Genomic DNA, 23,298 nt, shown 5'->3' with positions numbered 1-23,298 from the left:
TTTGTTTTAAAAAACTGCAATGTAGTTTGTCGATGTTTTTTACACAGAAAATTCTTTCCTATCCGACTAAATGCACAAATGTTTGGTTAACGGTTTAAATCCAAAAAAAAACTTAAAATTATTTGTTACTAATTACCTAAACATCTATTTTTGAAATAGGTAATGAGCAAATTTATAGTTGCGATTACTCTTTTTTATATTTTATAATTGTTGAAGTAAGACAGTTTAAAAATATAATCTTTCCAAAAATTGTTTAATAGCAAAACAATTGATTTTTAGCACTTTATTGGTTGTTTTTGAATGAAAATTTCGAAAACGTTTTCTGTTTTTCCGATAACATATATCGTTAAAACATAATTGTTGTGCCCTCAACTCTATTTGTATTCTACACTTTCTCTTTTGTTTTTGGTAGGCTTTCGCCGCACAGTGTTAAAAAAGTTAATTAAAACCAAATGTTATGTTTATGAACAATTTTACCCGTAGCAATGGATTTCTTCAATTTTGGAAGTCTGTTGCTAATTTATCGTGTTGTAGCATTGGCTTCATGAAAAAACAGAAAATGAGCATTAAGGCCTTAGGCTTTATAATGCTCTTTTTGTTTAGCATGAATTCGGTCTACAGTCAATCGGCTGAGAGGTCGGTGTACTACGACTTATGTCTTGATGAGGTGTCAACCGTCGCTTTGTCAGTTGAGGAAGTTGAGCAATTGTATAGTATTCAATGTGATGGAGAAACAGATGTTAATCTCACCGTTGAAACTGAGCCAGGTTCTTCAGATTGTGATTGGACCGTAATTTATGAGTTTTCTATCCTTTGTGATGGAGAATTTTTTGCGGAACTAAAAGCTATTTACTCCGGAGGGGATCAATCACCTCCAACCATGGTGGTAGATAATGTATCTGCCTCATGTGGTTCTTTAGGAGAAATTCCTGAACCTTCAGTATCTGATTGCTCGGATGTTGCATTAACCTATGAGGATGAAGGTACAATTGATGGGTGTTCAGGAACTATTGTTCGTACATGGACAGCAACAGATGCCTGTGGTAATTCGAGCTCTGCAGAGCAAATTATAGTTGTTGAACCGCCTTCAATGCCTGTTTTTGATGCGGTGGAAGATCTAACTTTAACTTGTGAGGAAGCAGCTAATTTTGAACCTGGTAATTTAGGGTATTCTAATGGAGAAACAGGGGAATGCGAAATATCGGGAGAGGTTGAACCTTTACCTGTTTTTGGTGATTATACGCGCTGTGGAGGAACTTTATATATAGATTGGGAATATACTGATGATTGTGGTAGAACTATTACGGCTAAGCAAGTTGTTACTGTGTTACCAGCTCCTACACCAGATATCATTCTACCAGAATTGCCCACTTCGCTATCATGTGATGAAGCAGGAGCTTTCGTCCCAGGGACAGCTTCAGTTTCAAATGGAGCCGAAGGTCTTTGTTTAATTGAAGGAGGGTATATAGAACCTGAAATTGAAACGGATTATAATAATTGTGATGGGGGAACCATTACTTTGGTATATTCAGATATTGCAGCTTGTGGATTGGTAGTAGAGCCTGTTACTTATGTAATAGATGTTTTACCGGCACCTGAGGCAGAACTAACAATACCTGAATTACCAACTAGTGTTAGCTGCTCTGAAGCAGGTGACATTATTTTGGATGATGCTACCTATAGTAACGGATTGGAAGGTGATTGTGCTGTTGAGGGAAGTTTGCCTCCAACGGTAATGTCTAATTATGCTTTGTGTGGAGGAGAGATAACTGTAATATATACCGGAGAAGATTCTTGTGGAAGACCATTGGAATCTCAAGAGTATACCATTATGGTGGAGCCTGCTCCGGCTCCAGAATTTCCAGTTGTGGCAAATGAAACGATAACTTGTGAGGAGGCTTCGACTTATGTTGCAGGAACTTTGTCCTACACTAATAATGGAGATTCAAAGGCTTGTTATATAGGTGGTCAAGTAGATGGTGTATTGACAGGAGAATTTGATGAATGTGGAGGCACATTATATGTTAATTGGTCATATACCGATGAGTGTCAAAATACAATTACCGCAATGAAAACAGTTACCGTGATGCCAGCTCCAATAGCGACGGTAACACCTCCGGACTTTCCTGAGAGCATAGCTTGTGACGAAGCTACAGATTTTGAGGCAGGAGTTGCAACCTATAGCAATGGTCTGGAAGGTGATTGTTCTGTTATGGGGACTCTTGATCCTGAAGTATCTGTGAATTATGGAGTTTGTGGAGGAACTATTTCTGTGAGTTATAATGGTGAAGATTCATGTGGTAGAGTACTTTCTGCAGGGCCTTTTATAATTTCTGTAGAACCAGCTCCAAAACCAGAGTTTCCAATTATAGCAGATGAAACTATTACTTGTAGTGAAGCTGCAGATTATGTTGCAGGAACGATGTCTTATACTAATAATGCAAGTACTAAAGGGTGTTATATTGGTGGGCAGGTTACGGGTACTCTGTCTCCTGATTATGATGAATGTGGTGGAGTTATTATGGTAAACTGGACTTATACAGATGAGTGTGGGTATTCAATTACTGCAGATAAAACCGTAACTGTTTTGCCTGCTCCAGCTCCAGTATTTGATCCTGTGGAAGATTTAGAAATTTTATGTGAGAATTTTGATTTTTATGAGCCAACTAGCTTAGGCTACTCCAATGGGGATTCTGGTGATTGTGAAATTAGTGGGGAAGTTTTAAGTGAAGTGGAGCCTTTTGAAGGTGGTTGTGGTGAGTTTGAAGAAACTTGGACTTATACCGATAATTGTGGAAGAACCATAACAACTTCAAGAACAATTAATGTAACAGCACCAGAGGTTTCCTTCAACGCACCAGGCGATTATACAATGGCAGCATGTTCTGACCAGGCTTCCGTAGACCAGGCGTTTGCCGAGTGGGTTGCCCTGGGCAGCATCACGGGTGGCTGTAACCTGATGGTTGAAGTGACCAATCCGGGGGCACCTGATGCCTGTGGTGGTTCAACCGAAGTTATCTGGACAGCTACCAGCGACTGTGGGGCACCGTTATTGCTGAGTTCGACCTTTACGGTAGAGCCTGCACCAGAGGTTTCCTTCAACGCACCAGACGATTATACAATGGCAGCATGTTCTGACCAGGCTTCCGTAGACCAAGCGTTTGCCGAGTGGGTTGCCCTGGGCAGCATCACGGGCGGCTGTAACCTGATGGTTGAAGTGACCAATCCAGGGGCACCTGATGCCTGTGGTGGTTCAACCGAAGTTATCTGGACAGCTACAAGTGACTGTGGGGCACCGTTATTGCTGAGTTCGACCTTTACGGTAGAGCCTGCACCAGAGGTTTCCTTCAATGCACCAGACGATTATACAATGGCAGCATGTTCTGACCAGGCTTCCGTAGACCAGGCGTTTGCCGAGTGGGTTGCCCTGGGCAGCATCACGGGCGGCTGTAACCTGATGGTTGAAGTGACCAATCCAGGGGCACCTGATGCCTGTGGTGGTTCAACCGAAGTTATCTGGACAGCTACCAGCGACTGTGGGGCACCACTGTTGTTGAGTTCGACCTTTACGGTAGAGCCTGCACCAGAGGTTTCCTTCAACGCACCAGACGATTATACAATGGCAGCATGTTCTGACCAGGCTTCCGTAGACCAGGCGTTTGCCGAGTGGGTTGCCCTGGGCAGCATCACGGGCGGCTGTAACCTGATGGTTGAAGTGACCAATCCAGGGGCACCTGATGCCTGTGGTGGTTCAACCGAAGTTATCTGGACAGCTACAAGTGACTGTGGGGCACCGTTATTGTTGAGTTCGACCTTTACGGTAGAGCCTGCACCAGAGGTTATTGCTAATGTACCTTCTGACGTTACGATGGAGGCTTGTTCTGACCAAGCATCGATTGACCAGGCGTTTGCCGAGTGGGTTGACTTGGGCAGTATCACCGGTGGTTGTAACTTGGAAATCACAATAGACAATCCAGGAGCACCGAGTGCTTGTGGCGGAAAATCTGATGTTACCTGGACAGCGACAAGTGATTGTGCAGAAACCATTATCGGAACGGCGACTTTTAGCGTGCTTCCAGCACCAGAGGTTTCCTTCAATGCACCAGACGATTATACAATGGCAGCATGTTCTGACCAGGCTTCCGTAGACCAGGCGTTTGCCGAGTGGGTTGCCCTGGGCAGCATCACGGGCGGCTGTAACCTGATGGTTGAAGTGACCAATCCGGGGGCACCTGATGCCTGTGGTGGTTCAACCGAAGTTATCTGGACAGCTACAAGTGACTGTGGGGCACCACTGTTGTTGAGTTCGACCTTTACGGTAGAGCCTGCACCAGAGGTTTCCTTCAATGCACCAGACGATTATACAATGGCAGCATGTTCTGACCAGGCTTCCGTAGACCAGGCGTTTGCCGAGTGGGTTGCCCTGGGCAGCATCACGGGCGGCTGTAACCTGATGGTTGAAGTGACCAATCCGGGGGCACCTGATGCCTGTGGTGGTTCAACCGAAGTTATCTGGACAGCTACAAGTGACTGTGGGGCACCACTGTTGTTGAGTTCGACCTTTACGGTAGAGCCTGCACCAGAGGTTTCCTTCAATGCACCAGACGATTATACAATGGCAGCATGTTCTGACCAGGCTTCCGTAGACCAGGCGTTTGCCGAGTGGGTTGCCCTGGGCAGCATCACGGGCGGCTGTAACCTGATGGTTGAAGTGACCAATCCGGGGGCACCTGATGCCTGTGGTGGTTCAACCGAAGTTATCTGGACAGCTACAAGTGACTGTGGGGCACCACTGTTGTTGAGTTCGACCTTTACGGTAGAGCCTGCACCAGAGGTTTCCTTCAATGCACCAGACGATTATACAATGGCAGCATGTTCTGACCAGGCTTCCGTAGACCAGGCGTTTGCCGAGTGGGTTGCCCTGGGCAGCATCACGGGCGGCTGTAACCTGATGGTTGAAGTGACCAATCCAGGGGCACCTGATGCCTGTGGTGGTTCAACCGAAGTTATCTGGACAGCTACAAGTGACTGTGGGGCACCGTTATTGCTGAGTTCGACCTTTACGGTAGAGCCTGCACCAGAGGTTTCCTTCAATGCACCAGACGATTATACAATGGCAGCATGTTCTGACCAGGCTTCCGTAGACCAGGCGTTTGCCGAGTGGGTTGCCCTGGGCAGCATCACGGGCGGCTGTAACCTGATGGTTGAAGTAACCAATCCGGGGGCACCTGATGCCTGTGGTGGTTCAACCGAAGTTATCTGGACAGCTACCAGCGACTGTGGGGCACCACTGTTGTTGAGTTCGACCTTTACGGTAGAGCCTGCACCAGAGGTTTCCTTCAACGCACCAGACGATTATACAATGGCAGCATGTTCTGACCAGGCTTCCGTAGACCAGGCGTTTGCCGAGTGGGTTGCCCTGGGCAGCATCACGGGCGGCTGTAACCTGATGGTTGAAGTGACCAATCCAGGGGCACCTGATGCCTGTGGTGGTTCAACCGAAGTTATCTGGACAGCTACAAGTGACTGTGGGGCACCGTTATTGTTGAGTTCGACCTTTACGGTAGAGCCTGCACCAGAGGTTATTGCTAATGTACCTTCTGACGTTACGATGGAGGCTTGTTCTGACCAAGCATCGATTGACCAGGCGTTTGCCGAGTGGGTTGACTTGGGCAGTATCACCGGTGGTTGTAACTTGGAAATCACAATAGACAATCCAGGAGCACCGAGTGCTTGTGGCGGAAAATCTGATGTTACCTGGACAGCGACAAGTGATTGTGCAGAAACCATTATCGGAACGGCGACTTTTAGCGTGCTTCCAGCACCAGAGGTTTCCTTCAATGCACCAGACGATTATACAATGGCAGCATGTTCTGACCAGGCTTCCGTAGACCAGGCGTTTGCCGAGTGGGTTGCCCTGGGCAGCATCACGGGCGGCTGTAACCTGATGGTTGAAGTGACCAATCCGGGGGCACCTGATGCCTGTGGTGGTTCAACCGAAGTTATCTGGACAGCTACAAGTGACTGTGGGGCACCACTGTTGTTGAGTTCGACCTTTACGGTAGAGCCTGCACCAGAGGTTTCCTTCAATGCACCAGACGATTATACAATGGCAGCATGTTCTGACCAGGCTTCCGTAGACCAGGCGTTTGCCGAGTGGGTTGCCCTGGGCAGCATCACGGGTGGCTGTAACCTGATGGTTGAAGTGACCAATCCGGGGGCACCTGATGCCTGTGGTGGTTCAACCGAAGTTATCTGGACAGCTACCAGCGACTGTGGGGCACCGTTATTGTTGAGTTCGACCTTTACGGTAGAGCCTGCACCAGAGGTTTCCTTCAATGCACCAGACGATTATACAATGGCAGCATGTTCTGACCAGGCTTCCGTAGACCAGGCGTTTGCCGAGTGGGTTGCCCTGGGCAGCATCACGGGCGGCTGTAACCTGATGGTTGAAGTGACCAATCCAGGGGCACCTGATGCCTGTGGTGGTTCAACCGAAGTTATCTGGACAGCTACCAGCGACTGTGGGGCACCGTTATTGCTGAGTTCGACCTTTACGGTAGAGCCTGCACCAGAGGTTTCCTTCAACGCACCAGACGATTATACAATGGCAGCATGTTCTGACCAGGCTTCCGTAGACCAGGCGTTTGCCGAGTGGGTTGCCCTGGGCAGCATCACGGGCGGCTGTAACCTGATGGTTGAAGTGACCAATCCGGGGGCACCTGATGCCTGTGGTGGTTCAACCGAAGTTATCTGGACAGCTACCAGCGACTGTGGGGCACCGTTATTGCTGAGTTCGACCTTTACGGTAGAGCCTGCACCAGAGGTTTCCTTCAACGCACCAGACGATTATACAATGGCAGCATGTTCTGACCAGGCTTCCGTAGACCAGGCGTTTGCCGAGTGGGTTGCCCTGGGCAGCATCACGGGCGGCTGTAACCTGATGGTTGAAGTGACCAATCCAGGGGCACCTGATGCCTGTGGTGGTTCAACCGAAGTTATCTGGACAGCTACAAGTGACTGTGGGGCACCACTGTTGTTGAGTTCGACCTTTACGGTAGAGCCTGCACCAGAGGTTATTGCTAATGTACCTTCTGACGTTACGATGGAGGCTTGTTCTGACCAAGCATCGATTGACCAGGCGTTTGCCGAGTGGGTTGACTTGGGCAGTATCACCGGTGGTTGTAACTTGGAAATCACAATAGACAATCCAGGAGCACCGAGTGCTTGTGGCGGAAAATCTGATGTTACCTGGACAGCGACAAGTGATTGTGCAGAAACCATTATCGGAACGGCGACTTTTAGCGTGCTTCCAGCACCAGAGGTTTCCTTCAATGCACCAGACGATTATACAATGGCAGCATGTTCTGACCAGGCTTCCGTAGACCAGGCGTTTGCCGAGTGGGTTGCCCTGGGCAGCATCACGGGCGGCTGTAACCTGATGGTTGAAGTGACCAATCCGGGGGCACCTGATGCCTGTGGTGGTTCAACCGAAGTTATCTGGACAGCTACAAGTGACTGTGGGGCACCACTGTTGTTGAGTTCGACCTTTACGGTAGAGCCTGCACCAGAGGTTTCCTTCAATGCACCAGACGATTATACAATGGCAGCATGTTCTGACCAGGCTTCCGTAGACCAGGCGTTTGCCGAGTGGGTTGCCCTGGGCAGCATCACGGGTGGCTGTAACCTGATGGTTGAAGTGACCAATCCGGGGGCACCTGATGCCTGTGGTGGTTCAACCGAAGTTATCTGGACAGCTACCAGCGACTGTGGGGCACCGTTATTGTTGAGTTCGACCTTTACGGTAGAGCCTGCACCAGAGGTTATTGCTAATGTACCTTCTGACGTTACGATGGAGGCTTGTTCTGACCAAGCATCGATTGACCAGGCGTTTGCCGAGTGGGTTGACTTGGGCAGTATCACCGGTGGTTGTAACTTGGAAATCACAATAGACAATCCAGGAGCACCGAGTGCTTGTGGCGGAAAATCTGATGTTACCTGGACAGCGACAAGTGATTGTGCAGAAACCATTATCGGAACGGCGACTTTTAGCGTGCTTCCAGCACCAGAGGTTTCCTTCAATGCACCAGGCGATTATACAATGGCAGCATGTTCTGACCAGGCTTCCGTAGACCAGGCGTTTGCCGAGTGGGTTGCCCTGGGCAGCATCACGGGTGGCTGTAACCTGATGGTTGAAGTGACCAATCCGGGGGCACCTGATGCCTGTGGTGGTTCAACCGAAGTTATCTGGACAGCTACCAGCGACTGTGGGGCACCGTTATTGTTGAGTTCGACCTTTACGGTAGAGCCTGCACCAGAGGTTATTGCTAATGTACCTTCTGACGTTACGATGGAGGCTTGTTCTGACCAAGCATCGATTGACCAGGCGTTTGCCGAGTGGGTTGACTTGGGCAGTATCACCGGTGGTTGTAACTTGGAAATCACAATAGACAATCCAGGAGCACCGAGTGCTTGTGGCGGAAAATCTGATGTTACCTGGACAGCGACAAGTGATTGTGCAGAAACCATTATCGGAACGGCGACTTTTAGCGTGCTTCCAGCACCAGAGGTTTCCTTCAATGCACCAGGCGATTATACAATGGCAGCATGTTCTGACCAGGCTTCCGTAGACCAGGCGTTTGCCGAGTGGGTTGCCCTGGGCAGCATCACGGGTGGCTGTAACCTGATGGTTGAAGTGACCAATCCGGGGGCACCTGATGCCTGTGGTGGTTCAACCGAAGTTATCTGGACAGCTACCAGCGACTGTGGGGCACCACTGTTGTTGAGTTCGACCTTTACGGTAGAGCCTGCACCAGAGGTTATTGCTAATGTACCTTCTGACGTTACGATGGAGGCTTGTTCTGACCAAGCATCGATTGACCAGGCGTTTGCCGAGTGGGTTGACTTGGGCAGTATCACCGGTGGTTGTAACTTGGAAATCACAATAGACAATCCAGGAGCACCGAGTGCTTGTGGCGGAAAATCTGATGTTACCTGGACAGCGACAAGTGATTGTGCAGAAACCATTATCGGAACGGCGACTTTTAGCGTGCTTCCAGCACCAGAGGTTTCCTTCAATGCACCAGACGATTATACAATGGCAGCATGTTCTGACCAGGCTTCCGTAGACCAGGCGTTTGCCGAGTGGGTTGCCCTGGGCAGCATCACGGGTGGCTGTAACCTGATGGTTGAAGTAACCAATCCGGGGGCACCTGATGCCTGTGGTGGTTCAACCGAAGTTATCTGGACAGCTACCAGCGACTGTGGGGCACCGTTATTGCTGAGTTCGACCTTTACGGTAGAGCCTGCACCAGAGGTTTCCTTCAACGCACCAGACGATTATACAATGGCAGCATGTTCTGACCAGGCTTCCGTAGACCAGGCGTTTGCCGAGTGGGTTGCCCTGGGCAGCATCACGGGTGGCTGTAACCTGATGGTTGAAGTGACCAATCCGGGGGCACCTGATGCCTGTGGTGGTTCAACCGAAGTTATCTGGACAGCTACCAGCGACTGTGGGGCACCGTTATTGCTGAGTTCGACCTTTACGGTGATAGGAGATACGACACCTCCAATGCTAGTAGGGCCAATTCCAGAAGGTATTTCGGATATTGATGCTTGTTTTAGTGATGTTCCAGAAGGGCCAACTGCAGATGAAATCGCAGCTATTTATGAAGATAACTGTGGAGAAGTATTTGTAGAAAAAATGCCTTCCATTGTTGGAGATGATTGTAAATGGATAGCGCTTTATGAGTTCATAATATCTGATGCATGTGGTAATACATTGCCTCCTCTTAAAATTTACTATAATGGAGGAGATCAAACACCGCCAGTCATTGATGTACCAATAATGGATCCTATATGTAATGATGAATTCCCAGAAGCTCTTAAGGCTAATTGGGTAGATAATTGTTCAGGTGAAGGTGAAGTAACGGCATATTTAAGTGATACAACTATGGATGGTTGTGTTGAATATGGTACTTATGTGTTTGAAGCATCTGATGCGTGTGGTAATATGGCTCAAGAGATATTAACTCTTGAAAGAACGGTTGAGAAGTACTCTGGTAATTGTGAGACTGCTTTTGGTAGAGATCCAAACAGTAATACATGTTTCCTTCAAGACGGATTTAACCGTTGGGGTTGGACCAATTATTACGCAGAAGAAGGTACCTATACTATGGATCTTTATGCGGGAGCAGGACAATGTAATTTGTCCAGTGGAACTCTAGCTGGAGATGTCGTGGTGGAATATCTAGATGGATATGTTACTGTATACTTTGATATTGCTAGTGGATTTGGAATGAGTGAGGCCCAAGTTTATGTGGGTTGTAATCCTTACCCAACTAAAAATAATGGAGCCTATACAGTAGCACCTGGACAGTATAACTTTAATGCGGGTGCCATGGATTATGTAACAAGTTATACCGTAGGGCCAATTGAAGCGAATGGACCAATTTATGTGATAGCTCATGCTAATGTTTGTGAAGCAATTTGTCAATGTGATGAAGGAGCTTCTGGCGAATATGCGCCAAGTGGAGCATCTATAGATTGTGAAGATGAAGCAGTAGAACCAGAGCCAACAGTTGTAGCAACCAGTATAGACTTTGTTGCTTATCCTGTTCCATTTGACAAGGAAGTTAATATTTCATACATGTTTGAATTTGAAACTGATGTAACTATTGAATTGTTTGATACAAGAGGAATTGTAATCTTAAGTGAAACAAATAGAAGTTATGTTAAAGGATTTAAAGATAAAACAACCTTTGATTTATCTAGAATACCTAATCAAATGTTCTATGTGAAATTAACAACTAGTCAAGGTACTGTTACTAAGAAAATTGTTTCTTCATCATTGAAGGAGCGTAAAAACTAGATGGTTTAATTTTAAAAATAAAAGGGAGGCTAAATTGGCCTCCCTTTTTTATTTGAACATAGCATAAATAATTATCAATGGAAATGCGTTATCAACTATTCGAGTAGAGTAAACTGTTATTGGAATAAGTTATTTAATTTGGAGTCTTGTTTATCTTTTTAAAAGGAGAATAGTGTCAATAAAGATGTTGGATTTTTTTAGAAAAGACTAAAAGGATTCAATGTAAAACTTAAGAATAGTGTCTTCCTGAACTATTCCTCTAAAAAAAAGTCCTTGTAATTTTATACAAGGACTTTTTAAATTTAGATGAGTTTTGGTTAAGACTCTGTATGTTTCTCGGCCTTTTCAATTTTAATGGTCAACTCTTCTGTCTTAGAATCTAGATCCATAATTATTGTATCACCTTCCAGAAGTTGGGCATTAATGATTTCTTCGGCCAAAGCATCTTCGATATACTTTTGTATTGCACGTTTTAAAGGGCGTGCGCCATACTGCTTATCAAAGCCCTTATCTGCTATATAATCTTTTGCCTTATCGCTTAGTTTAAGTTCGTAGCCTAGGCCCTTAATGCGCTCAACTAATTTAGCAAGTTCAATATCAATAATCTTATCAATATCAGATTTTTCTAGGGCGTTAAATACAATTACATCGTCAATTCTGTTTAAGAATTCCGGAGCAAAGGCTTTTTTCAAGGCATTTTCTATAATACTTCTAGAGTTATCTTGAGCTTGCGCTTCTCTAGCGGCTGTTCCAAAACCAACTCCTTGACCAAAGTCTTTAAGTTTTCTGGCTCCAATATTTGAAGTCATGATGATTATGGTATTTCTGAAATCAATTTTGCGACCTAGACTATCAGTTAAGTAACCGTCATCTAGAACCTGCAATAGCATATTGAACACGTCTGGGTGCGCTTTTTCAATTTCATCCAAAAGTATCACAGCGTAAGGCTTGCGGCGTACTTTTTCTGTTAACTGCCCACCTTCTTCATAACCTACATATCCTGGAGGGGCCCCGACAAGTCTGGAAATCGCAAATTTTTCCATGTATTCGCTCATATCAATTCTGATAAGAGCCTCTTCACTATCAAATAATTCGCGAGCCAAAACTTTGGCCAATTGGGTTTTTCCAACTCCAGTCTGTCCTAGGAAAATAAAAGAACCGATAGGTTTGTTAGGGTCTTTTAGTCCAGCTCTGTTTCTTTGAATCGCTTTCACAACTTTAGCAACAGCTTCATCTTGCCCAATTACCTTGCCTTTAATTTGGTCTGGTAATTTTGCTAGTTTATTGCTTTCCGTTTGAGCAATTCTATTTACAGGAATCCCCGTCATCATAGAAACTACGTCCGCAACATTTTCTTCGGTAACAATTTCACGATGAAGCTTGGTTTCCTCTTCCCATTTTTCTTGGGCTATAGCTAACTCTTTTTCTAGTCGCTTTTCATCATCCCGAAGTTTAGCAGCCTCTTCATACTTTTGTTTTTTAACAACTGTATTTTTGGTTTCTCTTACTTCTTCAAGCTTTTTTTCCAATTCCAAAATCTGCTTTGGAACATCAATATTGGTAATATGAACTCTTGATCCTGCTTCGTCCAAAGCATCTATAGCTTTGTCTGGAAGAAAACGATCGGTCATATATCTGTTAGTCAATTTTACACATGCTTCAATAGCTTCAGGCGTATAGTCTACATTGTGATGTTCTTCATATTTTTCCTTAACGTTGTTAAGAATTTCAATGGTTTCTTCCACGCTTGTAGGTTCCACGATTACTTTTTGGAAACGACGCTCCAAGGCACCATCTTTTTCAATATACTGTCTATATTCATCTAGAGTGGTAGCTCCTATACATTGAATTTCTCCACGAGCCAAAGCAGGTTTGAACATGTTGGAAGCATCTAAACTTCCTGTAGCACCTCCGGCCCCCACAATGGTATGAATCTCGTCAATAAAAAGAATGATGTCGTCATTTTTCTCAAGCTCGTTCATAACGGCTTTCATACGTTCTTCAAATTGTCCACGGTACTTGGTTCCTGCAACTAAACTTGCTAGGTCAAGGGTTACTACACGCTTATTAAAAAGTATTCGAGATACTTTTCGTTTTACGATACGTAAAGCTAAACCTTCTGCAATGGCAGATTTACCAACTCCGGGTTCTCCAATAAGAAGAGGGTTGTTCTTTTTACGTCTACTCAATATTTGGGATACACGTTGTATTTCTTTTTCTCTACCAACAACGGGGTCAAGTTTACCTTCTTCAGCCAATACTGTAAGATCTCTACCGAAATTGTCTAAAACAGGAGTTTTTGACTTTTTGGCTGTTTTAGATGAAGATTGACTGAATGGATTTTGCTTAGAATCATCATCATCAGTGATATCATCATCTGAATAAGACTCTGCCTTAGGAGATTCTAAAAAGTCATCATCATTTGTAATCATAAATTTGAATTGCTCTTTAACGTTATCATAATCCACTTTTAGCTTGTTTAAGAGCTTGGTAGTGGGGTCGTTTTCATTTCGTAAAATGCACAGCAGCAAATGCGCTGTGTTGATAGAAGTGCTTTGAAACAATTTAGCTTCTAAAAAAGTTGTTTTTAGGGCACGTTCTGCTTGCCTAGTAAGGTGTAGGTTCTTTTTTTCGTTTGAGGCAGTAGCCACATTGGAATTTGCGGGGCTTAATATTTCAACTTTGCGCCTTAAATGGTTAAGATCAATTTCAAGGGCACTCAATATATCTATCGCTTTTCCACTGCCATCACGAAGTAGGCCTAGCATTAAATGCTCAGTACCTATAAAATCATGGCCAAGACGCAGTGCTTCCTCTTTGCTGTAAGCAATAACGTCCTTGACTCTTGGGGAAAAATTATCATCCATAGTAAAATCCTTTCTGCATTAAAAATAATAAAAAACATAGTTATAAGGGCAAAAACTGTACCTTAAATGTTTCATAAAAGCTAATAGAGGAAAAAAGTTTAAAAATTCAAAACTTTTAGACTTTTACTTATTAACGAAAGAAGGCCTTATATTTGTTAATAAAAAAAGTTAAAAATCCGCTTTAAAGTCGGATAAGGACTAACAAAATACTTATATTAGCACGATTTGAAAACCTACAAAAAATCTAATTAAATATATATGGTAGAAGGAGAGAAACTCATTCCGATTAATATTGAAGATGAAATGAAATCGGCCTACATTGATTATTCAATGTCGGTCATTGTGTCACGTGCTTTGCCAGATGTTAGAGATGGTTTAAAGCCAGTGCATAGACGTGTGTTGTTTGGAATGCATGAACTTGGCGTAAGATCCAATACAGCTTATAAAAAATCGGCTAGAATTGTTGGGGAAGTGTTAGGTAAGTACCATCCTCATGGAGACAGTTCGGTTTACGATACAATGGTACGTATGGCTCAGGAATGGAGCTTGCGTTATATGTTGGTAGACGGGCAAGGGAACTTTGGTTCTATCGATGGTGATAGTCCTGCAGCCATGCGTTATACAGAGGCTCGTATGCGCAAGATTTCCGAAGATATGTTGGCAGACATCGATAAGGAAACCGTAGACCATAAACTTAACTTTGACGACACTTTACAAGAACCCACTGTATTACCAACAAGAATCCCAGGGCTGTTGGTGAACGGTGCTTCGGGAATTGCAGTAGGTATGGCTACCAATATGCCGCCTCACAATATTTCTGAGGTTGTGGACGGAACCGTTGCTTATATTGATAACAATGATATAGAAGTAGAGGAGTTAATTACTCATATAAAAGCACCTGATTTTCCAACCGGAGGAACTATTTATGGGTATGACGGTGTTAGGGAAGCATTTAAAACCGGTAGGGGAAGAATCGTTATCCGTGGAAAGGCCAATATTGAGGAAGTTCAAGGTCGTGAGTGTATTATTGTAACCGAGATTCCTTATTTGGTAAACAAGGCCGACATGATTAAGAAAACGGCCGACTTGGTTAACGATAAGAAATTGGAAGGAATTTCTACTATTCGTGATGAGTCCGACAGAAATGGGATGCGTATCGTTTATGTACTTAAACGCGATGCCATTCCAAACATTGTTTTAAACAAACTTTACAAATATACAGCGCTTCAATCGTCATTTAGTGTAAATAACATTGCCTTGGTGAATGGGCGTCCACAGTTATTGAATCTAAAAGATTTAATTCATCACTTTGTAGAGCACAGACATGAGGTTGTTGTAAGAAGAACAACTTATGAATTGCGTAAGGCCGAAGAGCGTGCTCATATCTTGGAAGGTTTAATCATTGCTTCAGATAATATTGATGAAGTAATTGCGCTTATTAGAGCGTCTTCCAATGCAGAAGAAGCCAGAGAGAAGTTGATTGAGCGTTTCAAACTTTCTGAAATTCAAGCGAAAGCTATTGTTGAAATGAGGTTGCGCCAGTTGACAGGACTGGAACAGGACAAGCTTCGTAGCGAGTATGACGAACTCATGAAAACTATTGAAGATTTGAAAGACATTCTTGCTAAAAAGGAGCGTAGAATGGAAATCATTAAGGAAGAGCTTTTGGTAGTTAAAGAAAAGTATGGAGATGACAGACGTTCTATTATTGAGTATGCTGGAGGCGATTTAAGTATTGAAGATATGATTCCAGATGAGCAAGTAGTAATTACTATTTCTCACGCAGGTTATATCAAGCGTACGTCTTTAAGCGAATATAAAATTCAGCATAGAGGAGGAGTAGGGCAAAAGGCATCTACTACAAGAAATGAAGATTTCTTAGAGCATTTATTTGTGGGTACCAACCACCAATATATGTTGTTCTTCACTCAAAAAGGAAAATGTTTCTGGATGCGTGTTTATGAAATTCCTGAAGGAAGTAGAACTTCCAAAGGAAGAGCCATCCAAAACTTGATTAACATTGAGCAGGATGATAAGGTTAAAGCGTTCATCTGTACTCAGGATTTGAAAGATGAAGAATACATCAACAGTCACTATGTAATAATGGCTACCAAACAGGGGCAGGTTAAGAAAACGGCATTGGAGCAATATTCTAGACCTAGAACCAACGGTATTAATGCCATTACTATTAAGGAAGATGATGAATTGCTAGAAGCTAGACTTACCACAGGTAACAGTCAAGTGATGTTAGCACTTAAATCTGGTAAGGCTATTAGATTTGAGGAAGCCAAAACTAGACCAATGGGTCGTGGGGCCTCTGGTGTACGAGGAATTACATTGGCCAATGATACTGACGAAGTAATTGGTATGATTGCCATAGAAAATTCTCAAGAGGAATCTGTCTTAGTAGTGTCTGAAAAAGGGTATGGAAAACGTACTTATATTGACGATCCGGAAGATGGAGAACCAGTATATAGAATTACTAACCGTGGAGGAAAAGGTGTGAAAACTATTTCCATAACTGAAAAAACAGGACATCTTGTCGCAATTAAAACAGTAACCGATGAGGATGATTTAATGATTATCAATAAGTCTGGTATTGCTATTAGAATTGCGGTTAAAGACTTAAGAGTAATGGGAAGAGCTACACAAGGAGTGAGACTCATCAACTTAAAAGGAAAAGATTCTATTGCCGCGGTTGCCAAAGTAATGAAAGATGACGAAGAAGAGATTGAAGGATCTGTAGAGGATGTGGAAACTTTAAATGAGGATGGCACAACTCTTGATAATGCTCAAGAATAAAATAACTAATATTAATAAATAGTAATTCAAAATGAATTTTTCAATGAACAATCATAAATACTCAATTCAAAGAAGTATTGTGAATAAAAAGCAACTAGCGGTTGCTTTGGCTCTTTTGGCGGGTTCTTTTACCTATGCTCAAAAGAATGAAATAAAAGACGCTGAAAAAGCAATTAAATCTGGAAATTATGCAGATGCTAAGTCTGCTATTAATTCTGCCGAGTCGTTAATAAATGGAGCTGATTCCAAGACTCAGGCCAAGTTTTATTTTTTAAAGGGACAGGCTTTGTATGCTAATGGAGCAGGTTCTGATGCAGAAATAGAACAAGCAATTGCAAGTTTAGACAAAGTTAAGGCCATTGAAAGTGCTGATGGCAAAGAAAAATATTCTGACGATGTTGATGAACTAAAACAACAAATGTTGAATAATTTCTTGACAGAAGCTAATTCTGCTCTTGAAAGCAAGAACTACTTAAAGTCTTCAAAAGGGTTTGAGCAAGCTTACAGAATGTCTCCAAAAGACACCTTGTATCTTTACTATGCAGCTTCTACAGCGGTTACAGCAAAAGATTATGATACATCTTTGGAATATTATGAAGAGTTAAGAGATTTAGGATACGAAGGTATCGAAACGCAATATGTAGCAACCGATAAAGCAACTAATGAAGAAGAAGTTTTTGGTTCGGCGGCGTTGAGAGATATCAGTGTAAAAGGTGGAACGCACATCAAACCTACTGTAAGAAAGACAGATCCAAAATCAGCCGAAATCATCAAAAACATCGCTTTAATCTATGTGTCTAAGGGAGATACTGAAAAGGCTATTGAGGCTATTGATGATGCTAGAAAACAGAACCCGGACGATTTCAATTTATTGCTTACAGAAGCAAACTTACATTTGAAAATGGGTAATAAGGATAAGTTCAAGGCTCTTATGCAGGAAGCTACTGTTAAAGATCCAAAAAATCCTGAATTACAATATAACTTAGGAGTTATTTCTGCAGAAGCAGGGGAAAATGAAGCGGCTAAAGGCTATTATAAGAAAGCTATAGAATTGGATCCAGGTTATGTGGATGCTTATAACAATTTAGCTGTTGTAACCTTGGCAAGTGAGCAAAGTATCATTGAGGAAATGAACGGTTTGGGTAACTCTGCTGCTGATAACAGACGTTACGACGAATTGAAAGAGGAGCGTATGCAATTGTACAAGGATGCAGTTCCTTATTTGGAAAAAACACTTCAGTTAAGACCAAACAACTTGCAGGCAGCAAAAACTTTAATGAATATTTACAGTGCAATAGGAGACACTGCAAATTATCAAAAAATGAAAGCTAAAGTTGAAGCTATTGAAAGTGGAAACTAAATAGTATAGTTCATTAAATAAAAAAAGCTACTTAATTTTTAAGTAGCTTTTTTTATTTAGATTATTTTTTTGATTACCCTTAACTTATGGGTATGCATTCGTTTGTCTACATTGTATATCCCAGAATGGTCCAAACGATCTATTCTTACTTTGCCGTGTGCATGGATAATATAATTGTTGGCCATTATTATACCAACATGAACAATATGTCCTTCGTTGTTATCAAAAAAGGCCAAATCACCAGGTTCACTTTCCTCTATAAAACTTAAGGCTTCTCCTTGTGTAGCTTGCTGCGAAGCATCACGCAAAAGTTTGTACCCATTGAGTTTGTATACCATCTGTGTAAAACCGGAACAGTCAATTCCAAAAGGAGTTTTTCCGCCCCATAAGTATGGTGTATTTAAATAGGTAAATGCAGTTTTTAGTAGTTGTTCTCTTGGTTGAATACCTTGTACCAAGCTTCCGTCATGTTTATGGTCTAAAATAGAGAGACCATTTAAAGTAGATCCTAATGGTATGGTAATTAAATTGGCATTACTGTCTTGAACAAACTCAACCAAATCAGATGACAATATAGGCAATTCACTTTTTAAAGTATTGAATTGTTCTTGGACAATCTCTATATATTGCTTGTTATCTACCCAGCCCTCATAATTATCAAAATGCAAACGGATTTTGCTCCAATGTTTGCGTTGCTCCAATACCTTAAAGAAATCTCCATATAATATTTGCGAAACAAGTTCGCTTTTGTCGGAGGGCTCTAATCGTAAAGGAACAATGCTTAAGTTACAAATTCCGTATTGCATGTATCTGTTTTAGTTACGTTCAATAACAATTGCTGAAGCACCACCACCACCATTGCAAATGGCAGCTGCTCCAATTTTAGCATTGTTTTGTTCCAAAACATTTATAAGTGTGATGATAATTCTAACACCAGAGCATCCTAAAGGGTGTCCTAAGGAAACAGCACCTCCGTTAACGTTCACTTTATCATCGCTTAATCCAAGAAGTTTCATGTTGGCTAGACCTACCACAGAAAAAGCTTCATTGAATTCAAAAAAATCAACATCTTCTATAGCAACACCTGCTTTGTTCAATGCCTTAGGAAGGGCTTTGGCAGGAGCTGTTGTAAACCACTTTGGTTCGTGTGCCGCATCGGCATATCCTTTAATGGTAGCTAATGGCGTTAATCCTAATTCTTCAGCTTTATCTTTACTCATCAAGACTACAGCGCCGGCTCCATCATTAATGGTGGAAGCATTTGCTGCGGTAACAGTTCCTTCTTTGGTAAATGCTGGTCGCAACGATGGAATCTTTTCCATTTTTACATTCGTAAACTCTTCATCTTTGTTCACTACCAATGCGTCACCACGACGTTGAGGCACTTCAACAGGAACTACTTCATTGTCGAATTTTCCAGCTTCCCAAGCAGCAGCAGATCTTTCATAAGACTGTATAGCAAAAGCATCTTGGTCCTCACGAGAGAAATTATATTCGGTGGCACATGCATCGGCGCAAACTCCCATAGCGTTTTGGTCATAAGCGTCAACCAAACCATCTTTTTGCATTCCGTCAATTAAACTTGCAGGTCCAAATTTAGTACCCATACGCGCATGCATGTAATGCGGTATTAAACTCATGTTTTCCATACCTCCAGCAACCACAATGTCAGCATCACCCAAGGCAATAGATTGTGCGGCTTGCATAACGGCTTTCATACCAGAAGCACATACTTTGTTTACTGTTGTACAAGGAACAGTATCTGGAATACCAGCATACATAGCGGCTTGTCTAGCCGGTGCTTGACCAGCTCCAGCTTGTACTACGTGGCCCATTAAAACTTCCTGAACCAATTCTGGTTTCAAGTTAATTTTATCTAAAGCTCCTTTTATGGCAACTGCTCCCAATTTTGGTGCAGGTATTGTTGATAAACTTCCTAAAAAACTACCTATTGGTGTCCTTGCAGCAGACACAATTACGACGTCTTTACTCATTGTTATGCATTTGTATTAGTTCGAGCAAAATTAATCATTTTTTTACAGAGTTAGGAACGAAATGGCATTATAACGTTATCGTAAATTTTAAGTTGTTCATTGTGAAAATTATAGCTAATTATTGTAAGCTTGTTATCGGCATAATTAGAATTTACTAAAATTTAATAGTTAGGCTTTATTTCTTACATTTGAAATTGTGTCAATAGTACTCTATGAATGAACTTATAAATAAATGGTACAGAAACCACGCACTTTTATATAAGGTATTGCTGTTTATTGCTACCACTTTATTGATTGTGTACCTCTTTCCAAAAAGTGGGAAATTTAAATATAGTTTTGAACAAGGTAAGCCTTGGCAGTCCGAAAACTTATATGCTCCTTTTAATTTTGCCATAAAAAAATCGCAAGTTGAGATTGCTGAAGAAAAAAGGGCGATTCAAGAAAACAGCACCTTATATTTCAATCTTGATGAAAAGGTGAAAGCGACGGTTTTAGAGGCTTATAAAAATCATTATAAGACGGCACTTCCTGATAGTGTTAGGCAAAAAAACAATGCTCTTTACAGAATAGGAAAAGATGTGTTAGACCAAATTTATAAATATGGCGTTTTAGACGACACTTATAATTATGGACCAGACAAAAATGTGGTGCTTTTAAATGACCAAACCCAAGTAGCCACCATTAATTATAAAGACCTTACAAAGACCAATGCCTTTATTGGAATTCTTGAAATGTCTTTGGCTGAGAATCACTATGAGGCTTATAGCCCCAATTTTGTGTCTTTGTTCTTTGATATTGTTAAGCCCAATATTTCGCTGAATAAGGCGATAACAGAAAATGCCCTTAAGGAAGAATTGGATAGAGTGTCACCCACTAGAGGGAGTATTGAAAAGGAAACCTTAATCATATCTAAGGGAGAATTGGTTGAGGGTAAAAAATATGACATTTTGGAGTCCTTAAAATCCGAATACGAATCGCAGGTTTGGAGTGAGTCTAATTACAACTGGGTGATTTTTGCATATACGCTGTTGGTTGCTTTGGCTTTATTGATGCTATTATTGTTTCTTAGAAAATACCGAATGGAGGTATTTTTGGACAATACTAAGGTGACTTTCATTTTTTTCAATATTGTCTTTGTCATATTGTTGACTACCTTGGTGATAAATTACGATTCTAGGTATGTTTATGTAATCCCCTTGTGTATACTTCCACTAGTGCTGAAAGCCTTTTTTGATGCACGTTTAGGCTTGTTTTCACATGTGCTTACCGTATTGCTTCTTGGCTTTATTGTACCTAATAGTTATGAATATATTTTCCTTCAAATCATTGCTGGAATTGTAACCATCTTAACAGTTTCTGAACTTTACAAACGGGCTAATTTGTTTATTTCGGTAGGTCAGATTACCCTTATTTACATAATTGCCTATTTTGCCTTTTTCGTGATTCATGAAGGAAGTGTAGCTAGTTTGAAATGGGGAACATTTGGATTGTTTATTTTATGTGGGCTTGCCACGCTGTTTGTACAGCCATTAATCTACATATATGAGAAATTGTTTGGGTTGGTGTCTGACGTGTCGTTATTGGAGCTCTCTGATACTAATTCTAAGTTGTTGAAGGAATTGGCCAATAAAGCTCCAGGGACATTTCACCACTCCTTAAATGTGGCTAATTTGGCTGAAGCGTCGGCCAATGAGATTGGTGCCAATGCCATGTTGGTTAGGGTAGGAGCATTGTATCATGATATAGGCAAAATGAAAAACCCTACTTATTTCACCGAGAACCAATCAACAGGAATCAATCCGCATGATGAGTTGTCGCCAAAAGAAAGTGCCAGAATTATTATAGATCATGTTATCGACGGAATTGAAACTGCTAAAAAGAACAATCTTCCCGATCGCGTCATTGATTTTATAAGAACACACCACGGAATGAGCCTTGTCTATTATTTTTATTTGAAGGAGCGTGAAATAGACGAGAATTTGAACAAGGAGGAATTTAGGTATCCGGGTCCAAAGCCATTTAGTAAGGAGACAGCCATTTTAATGATGTGCGATAGTGTAGAGGCAGCCTCAAAAAGTTTAAAGGAACCTTCGTCCACCAAAATAGACAAGTTTGTTGAATCTATTATTGGGAAGCAAATGGAGAGTGGTCAGTTTTTGAATGCCAACATTACCTTTAAGGAAATTGAAGCCATCAAAAAGGTTTTAAAGAGCAAATTGGCCAATATTTACCATTTGAGGATAGAATATCCAGAATAATAATTATCGTTCTTAAAACGGCCGAAAAAAGAACCCTACTGATAAGACCAAATTTTACAAAGTATCATAAAACAAAAAAGCCTTACTAAAACTAGTAAGGCTTTTTGTGATCGCGACAGGATTCGAACCTGTGACCGTCTGCTTAGAAGGCAGATGCTCTATCCAGCTGAGCTACGCGACCAATCTTTAAGAGCGTTCCTCAAAAAGGCGGTGCAAATATAAGTACATACTTCATACAAAACAACTCTGTTTTTGATTTTTTTCAAAAAACTTTTTTGAGCAGCTATCAAGGGCTTGTTCCCGATATAGGAGCATTGCGCTAATTCAAAAAAGTTTTGCAGTGATAATATTTTTTAAACAATTTCAGGATGAGTGTTTTAGTGTTGGTGTTTGTTTAAATTGGCAAACCATGCTTTAGCAGATTTCAACTTCCTTCTAGAGATTTCAATAAAATTACCGTCATGAAAAAAAAATGATTGATTTTCTATTTTTTCTATAAAATGATGGTTAATGAGTACAGAACGGTGACACCTAAAGAAGCCAAAATCCATTAAAATCTCCTCAAAATAGCCGAGATTCTTTGATGATAATTCTTGGCTTCCGTTATGTAAAATCAATTTACTATAGTTTCTGTCGCCTTCAATGTATTTTATTGATTTCAATTTTAACCTAAGCATCCCCAAATGTGACGGTAATAACAGCGTTTGATCCTTAACATGTTTAGTTTTTTGGTTAGATAAGGCATTTTTAACCTTCTCTTGGTTTTCTGATCCGTTGTTTTGATTGGAAAACCTTTTTACCGCATTTTTTAGTTCTTGGGTATTGAATGGCTTTAAAAGATAGTCCAGAGCATTAAAACGTATGGCTTTTATGGCATAATGACTATGGGAAGTAATAAAAATGGTTTTAAAATCAATTTTGCTAATGGCGTTGAGCATCTCGAAGCCTGTCATGTCGGGCATTTCAACGTCCAGAAATATCAGTTCTGGCTGCAGGGCTTTAATCTTTTCAATGCCATCCTTTCCATTAGAGGCTGTGCCTACAACTGTTAACTGTTGATGGTTGGTTTGTAAATGATCCTTTAATACTTCTAAAATAAACGGATTGTCATCTATGAGTACGGTTTTAATGCTCATGTTAAACTTGA

General features: G+C 41.8%; 8 protein-coding genes and 1 tRNA gene. 4 read left to right on the top strand and 5 right to left on the bottom strand.

Features of this window, described 5'->3' with window-relative positions; all coding sequences use genetic code 11:
- The first annotated feature begins 544 nt into the window (after window positions 1–544).
- Window positions 545–10,870, top strand: coding sequence for a T9SS type A sorting domain-containing protein (locus tag RBH95_RS09690; protein ID WP_307899386.1), 10,326 nt, complete (start codon window positions 545–547; stop codon window positions 10,868–10,870).
- Between the two features lie 317 nt (window positions 10,871–11,187).
- Here RBH95_RS09690 and RBH95_RS09685 read toward each other — a convergent pair whose 3' ends face one another.
- Window positions 11,188–13,737, bottom strand: a complete 2,550-nt coding sequence (locus RBH95_RS09685; protein ID WP_307899385.1) for an ATP-dependent Clp protease ATP-binding subunit — start codon at window positions 13,735–13,737, stop codon at window positions 11,188–11,190.
- Window positions 13,738–13,995: 258 nt separating this feature from the next.
- Between RBH95_RS09685 and gyrA the strand changes: the two genes are divergently transcribed.
- Together gyrA and RBH95_RS09675 are read left to right on the top strand one after the other, a co-directional pair.
- Entirely contained in the window at window positions 13,996–16,539 is a 2,544-nt protein-coding gene (gene gyrA / locus RBH95_RS09680; RefSeq protein WP_307899384.1) for a DNA gyrase subunit A, read from the top strand.
- A gap of 43 nt (window positions 16,540–16,582) precedes the next feature.
- Window positions 16,583–17,899, top strand: a complete 1,317-nt coding sequence (locus tag RBH95_RS09675) for a tetratricopeptide repeat protein (RefSeq protein ID WP_307899383.1) — start codon at window positions 16,583–16,585, stop codon at window positions 17,897–17,899.
- A 56-nt stretch (window positions 17,900–17,955) separates the two neighbouring features.
- Here RBH95_RS09675 and RBH95_RS09670 read toward each other — a convergent pair whose 3' ends face one another.
- Both RBH95_RS09670 and RBH95_RS09665 read right to left on the bottom strand, forming a co-directional pair.
- On the bottom strand, window positions 17,956–18,705 hold the full coding sequence (locus RBH95_RS09670) for a C40 family peptidase (protein WP_307899382.1): 750 nt from the start codon (window positions 18,703–18,705) through the stop codon (window positions 17,956–17,958).
- Window positions 18,706–18,714: 9 nt separating this feature from the next.
- Window positions 18,715–19,893, bottom strand: a complete 1,179-nt coding sequence (locus RBH95_RS09665) for an acetyl-CoA C-acyltransferase (RefSeq protein WP_307899381.1) — start codon at window positions 19,891–19,893, stop codon at window positions 18,715–18,717.
- 212 nt (window positions 19,894–20,105) lie between these two features.
- On the opposite strand from RBH95_RS09665, the gene RBH95_RS09660 reads away from it, so the two are divergent.
- Window positions 20,106–22,151, top strand: coding sequence for an HD family phosphohydrolase (locus tag RBH95_RS09660; RefSeq protein WP_307899380.1), 2,046 nt, complete (start codon window positions 20,106–20,108; stop codon window positions 22,149–22,151).
- A 107-nt stretch (window positions 22,152–22,258) separates the two neighbouring features.
- Here RBH95_RS09660 and RBH95_RS09655 read toward each other — a convergent pair.
- Together RBH95_RS09655 and RBH95_RS09650 are read right to left on the bottom strand one after the other, a co-directional pair.
- Window positions 22,259–22,332, bottom strand: a tRNA-Arg gene (locus RBH95_RS09655).
- A 196-nt stretch (window positions 22,333–22,528) separates the two neighbouring features.
- Window positions 22,529–23,287, bottom strand: coding sequence for a LytTR family DNA-binding domain-containing protein (locus RBH95_RS09650; protein WP_307899379.1), 759 nt, complete (start codon window positions 23,285–23,287; stop codon window positions 22,529–22,531).
- Window positions 23,288–23,298 lie beyond the last annotated feature (11 nt).

The sequence above is a fragment of the Mangrovimonas sp. YM274 genome (assembly GCF_030908385.1).
GTDB lineage: Bacteria > Bacteroidota > Bacteroidia > Flavobacteriales > Flavobacteriaceae > Mangrovimonas_A.
The sequence above is the reverse complement of the archived record's forward strand: the minus strand, read 5'-3'. Positions and strand labels throughout refer to the sequence as shown.

Bases quoted from the DNA above. Each gene is read 5' to 3' on its own strand.
- gyrA (WP_307899384.1), top strand. From the start codon at position 13,996: ATGGTAGAAGGAGAGAAACTCATTCCGATTAATATTGAAGATGAAATG.
- RBH95_RS09670 (WP_307899382.1), bottom strand. From the start codon at position 18,705: ATGCAATACGGAATTTGTAACTTAAGCATTGTTCCTTTACGATTAGAG.
- RBH95_RS09650 (WP_307899379.1), bottom strand. From the start codon at position 23,287: ATGAGCATTAAAACCGTACTCATAGATGACAATCCGTTTATTTTAGAA.
- RBH95_RS09690 (WP_307899386.1), top strand. From the start codon at position 545: ATGAAAAAACAGAAAATGAGCATTAAGGCCTTAGGCTTTATAATGCTC.
- RBH95_RS09675 (WP_307899383.1), top strand. From the start codon at position 16,583: ATGAACAATCATAAATACTCAATTCAAAGAAGTATTGTGAATAAAAAG.
- RBH95_RS09685 (WP_307899385.1), bottom strand. From the start codon at position 13,737: ATGGATGATAATTTTTCCCCAAGAGTCAAGGACGTTATTGCTTACAGC.
- RBH95_RS09665 (WP_307899381.1), bottom strand. From the start codon at position 19,893: ATGAGTAAAGACGTCGTAATTGTGTCTGCTGCAAGGACACCAATAGGT.
- RBH95_RS09660 (WP_307899380.1), top strand. From the start codon at position 20,106: ATGAATGAACTTATAAATAAATGGTACAGAAACCACGCACTTTTATAT.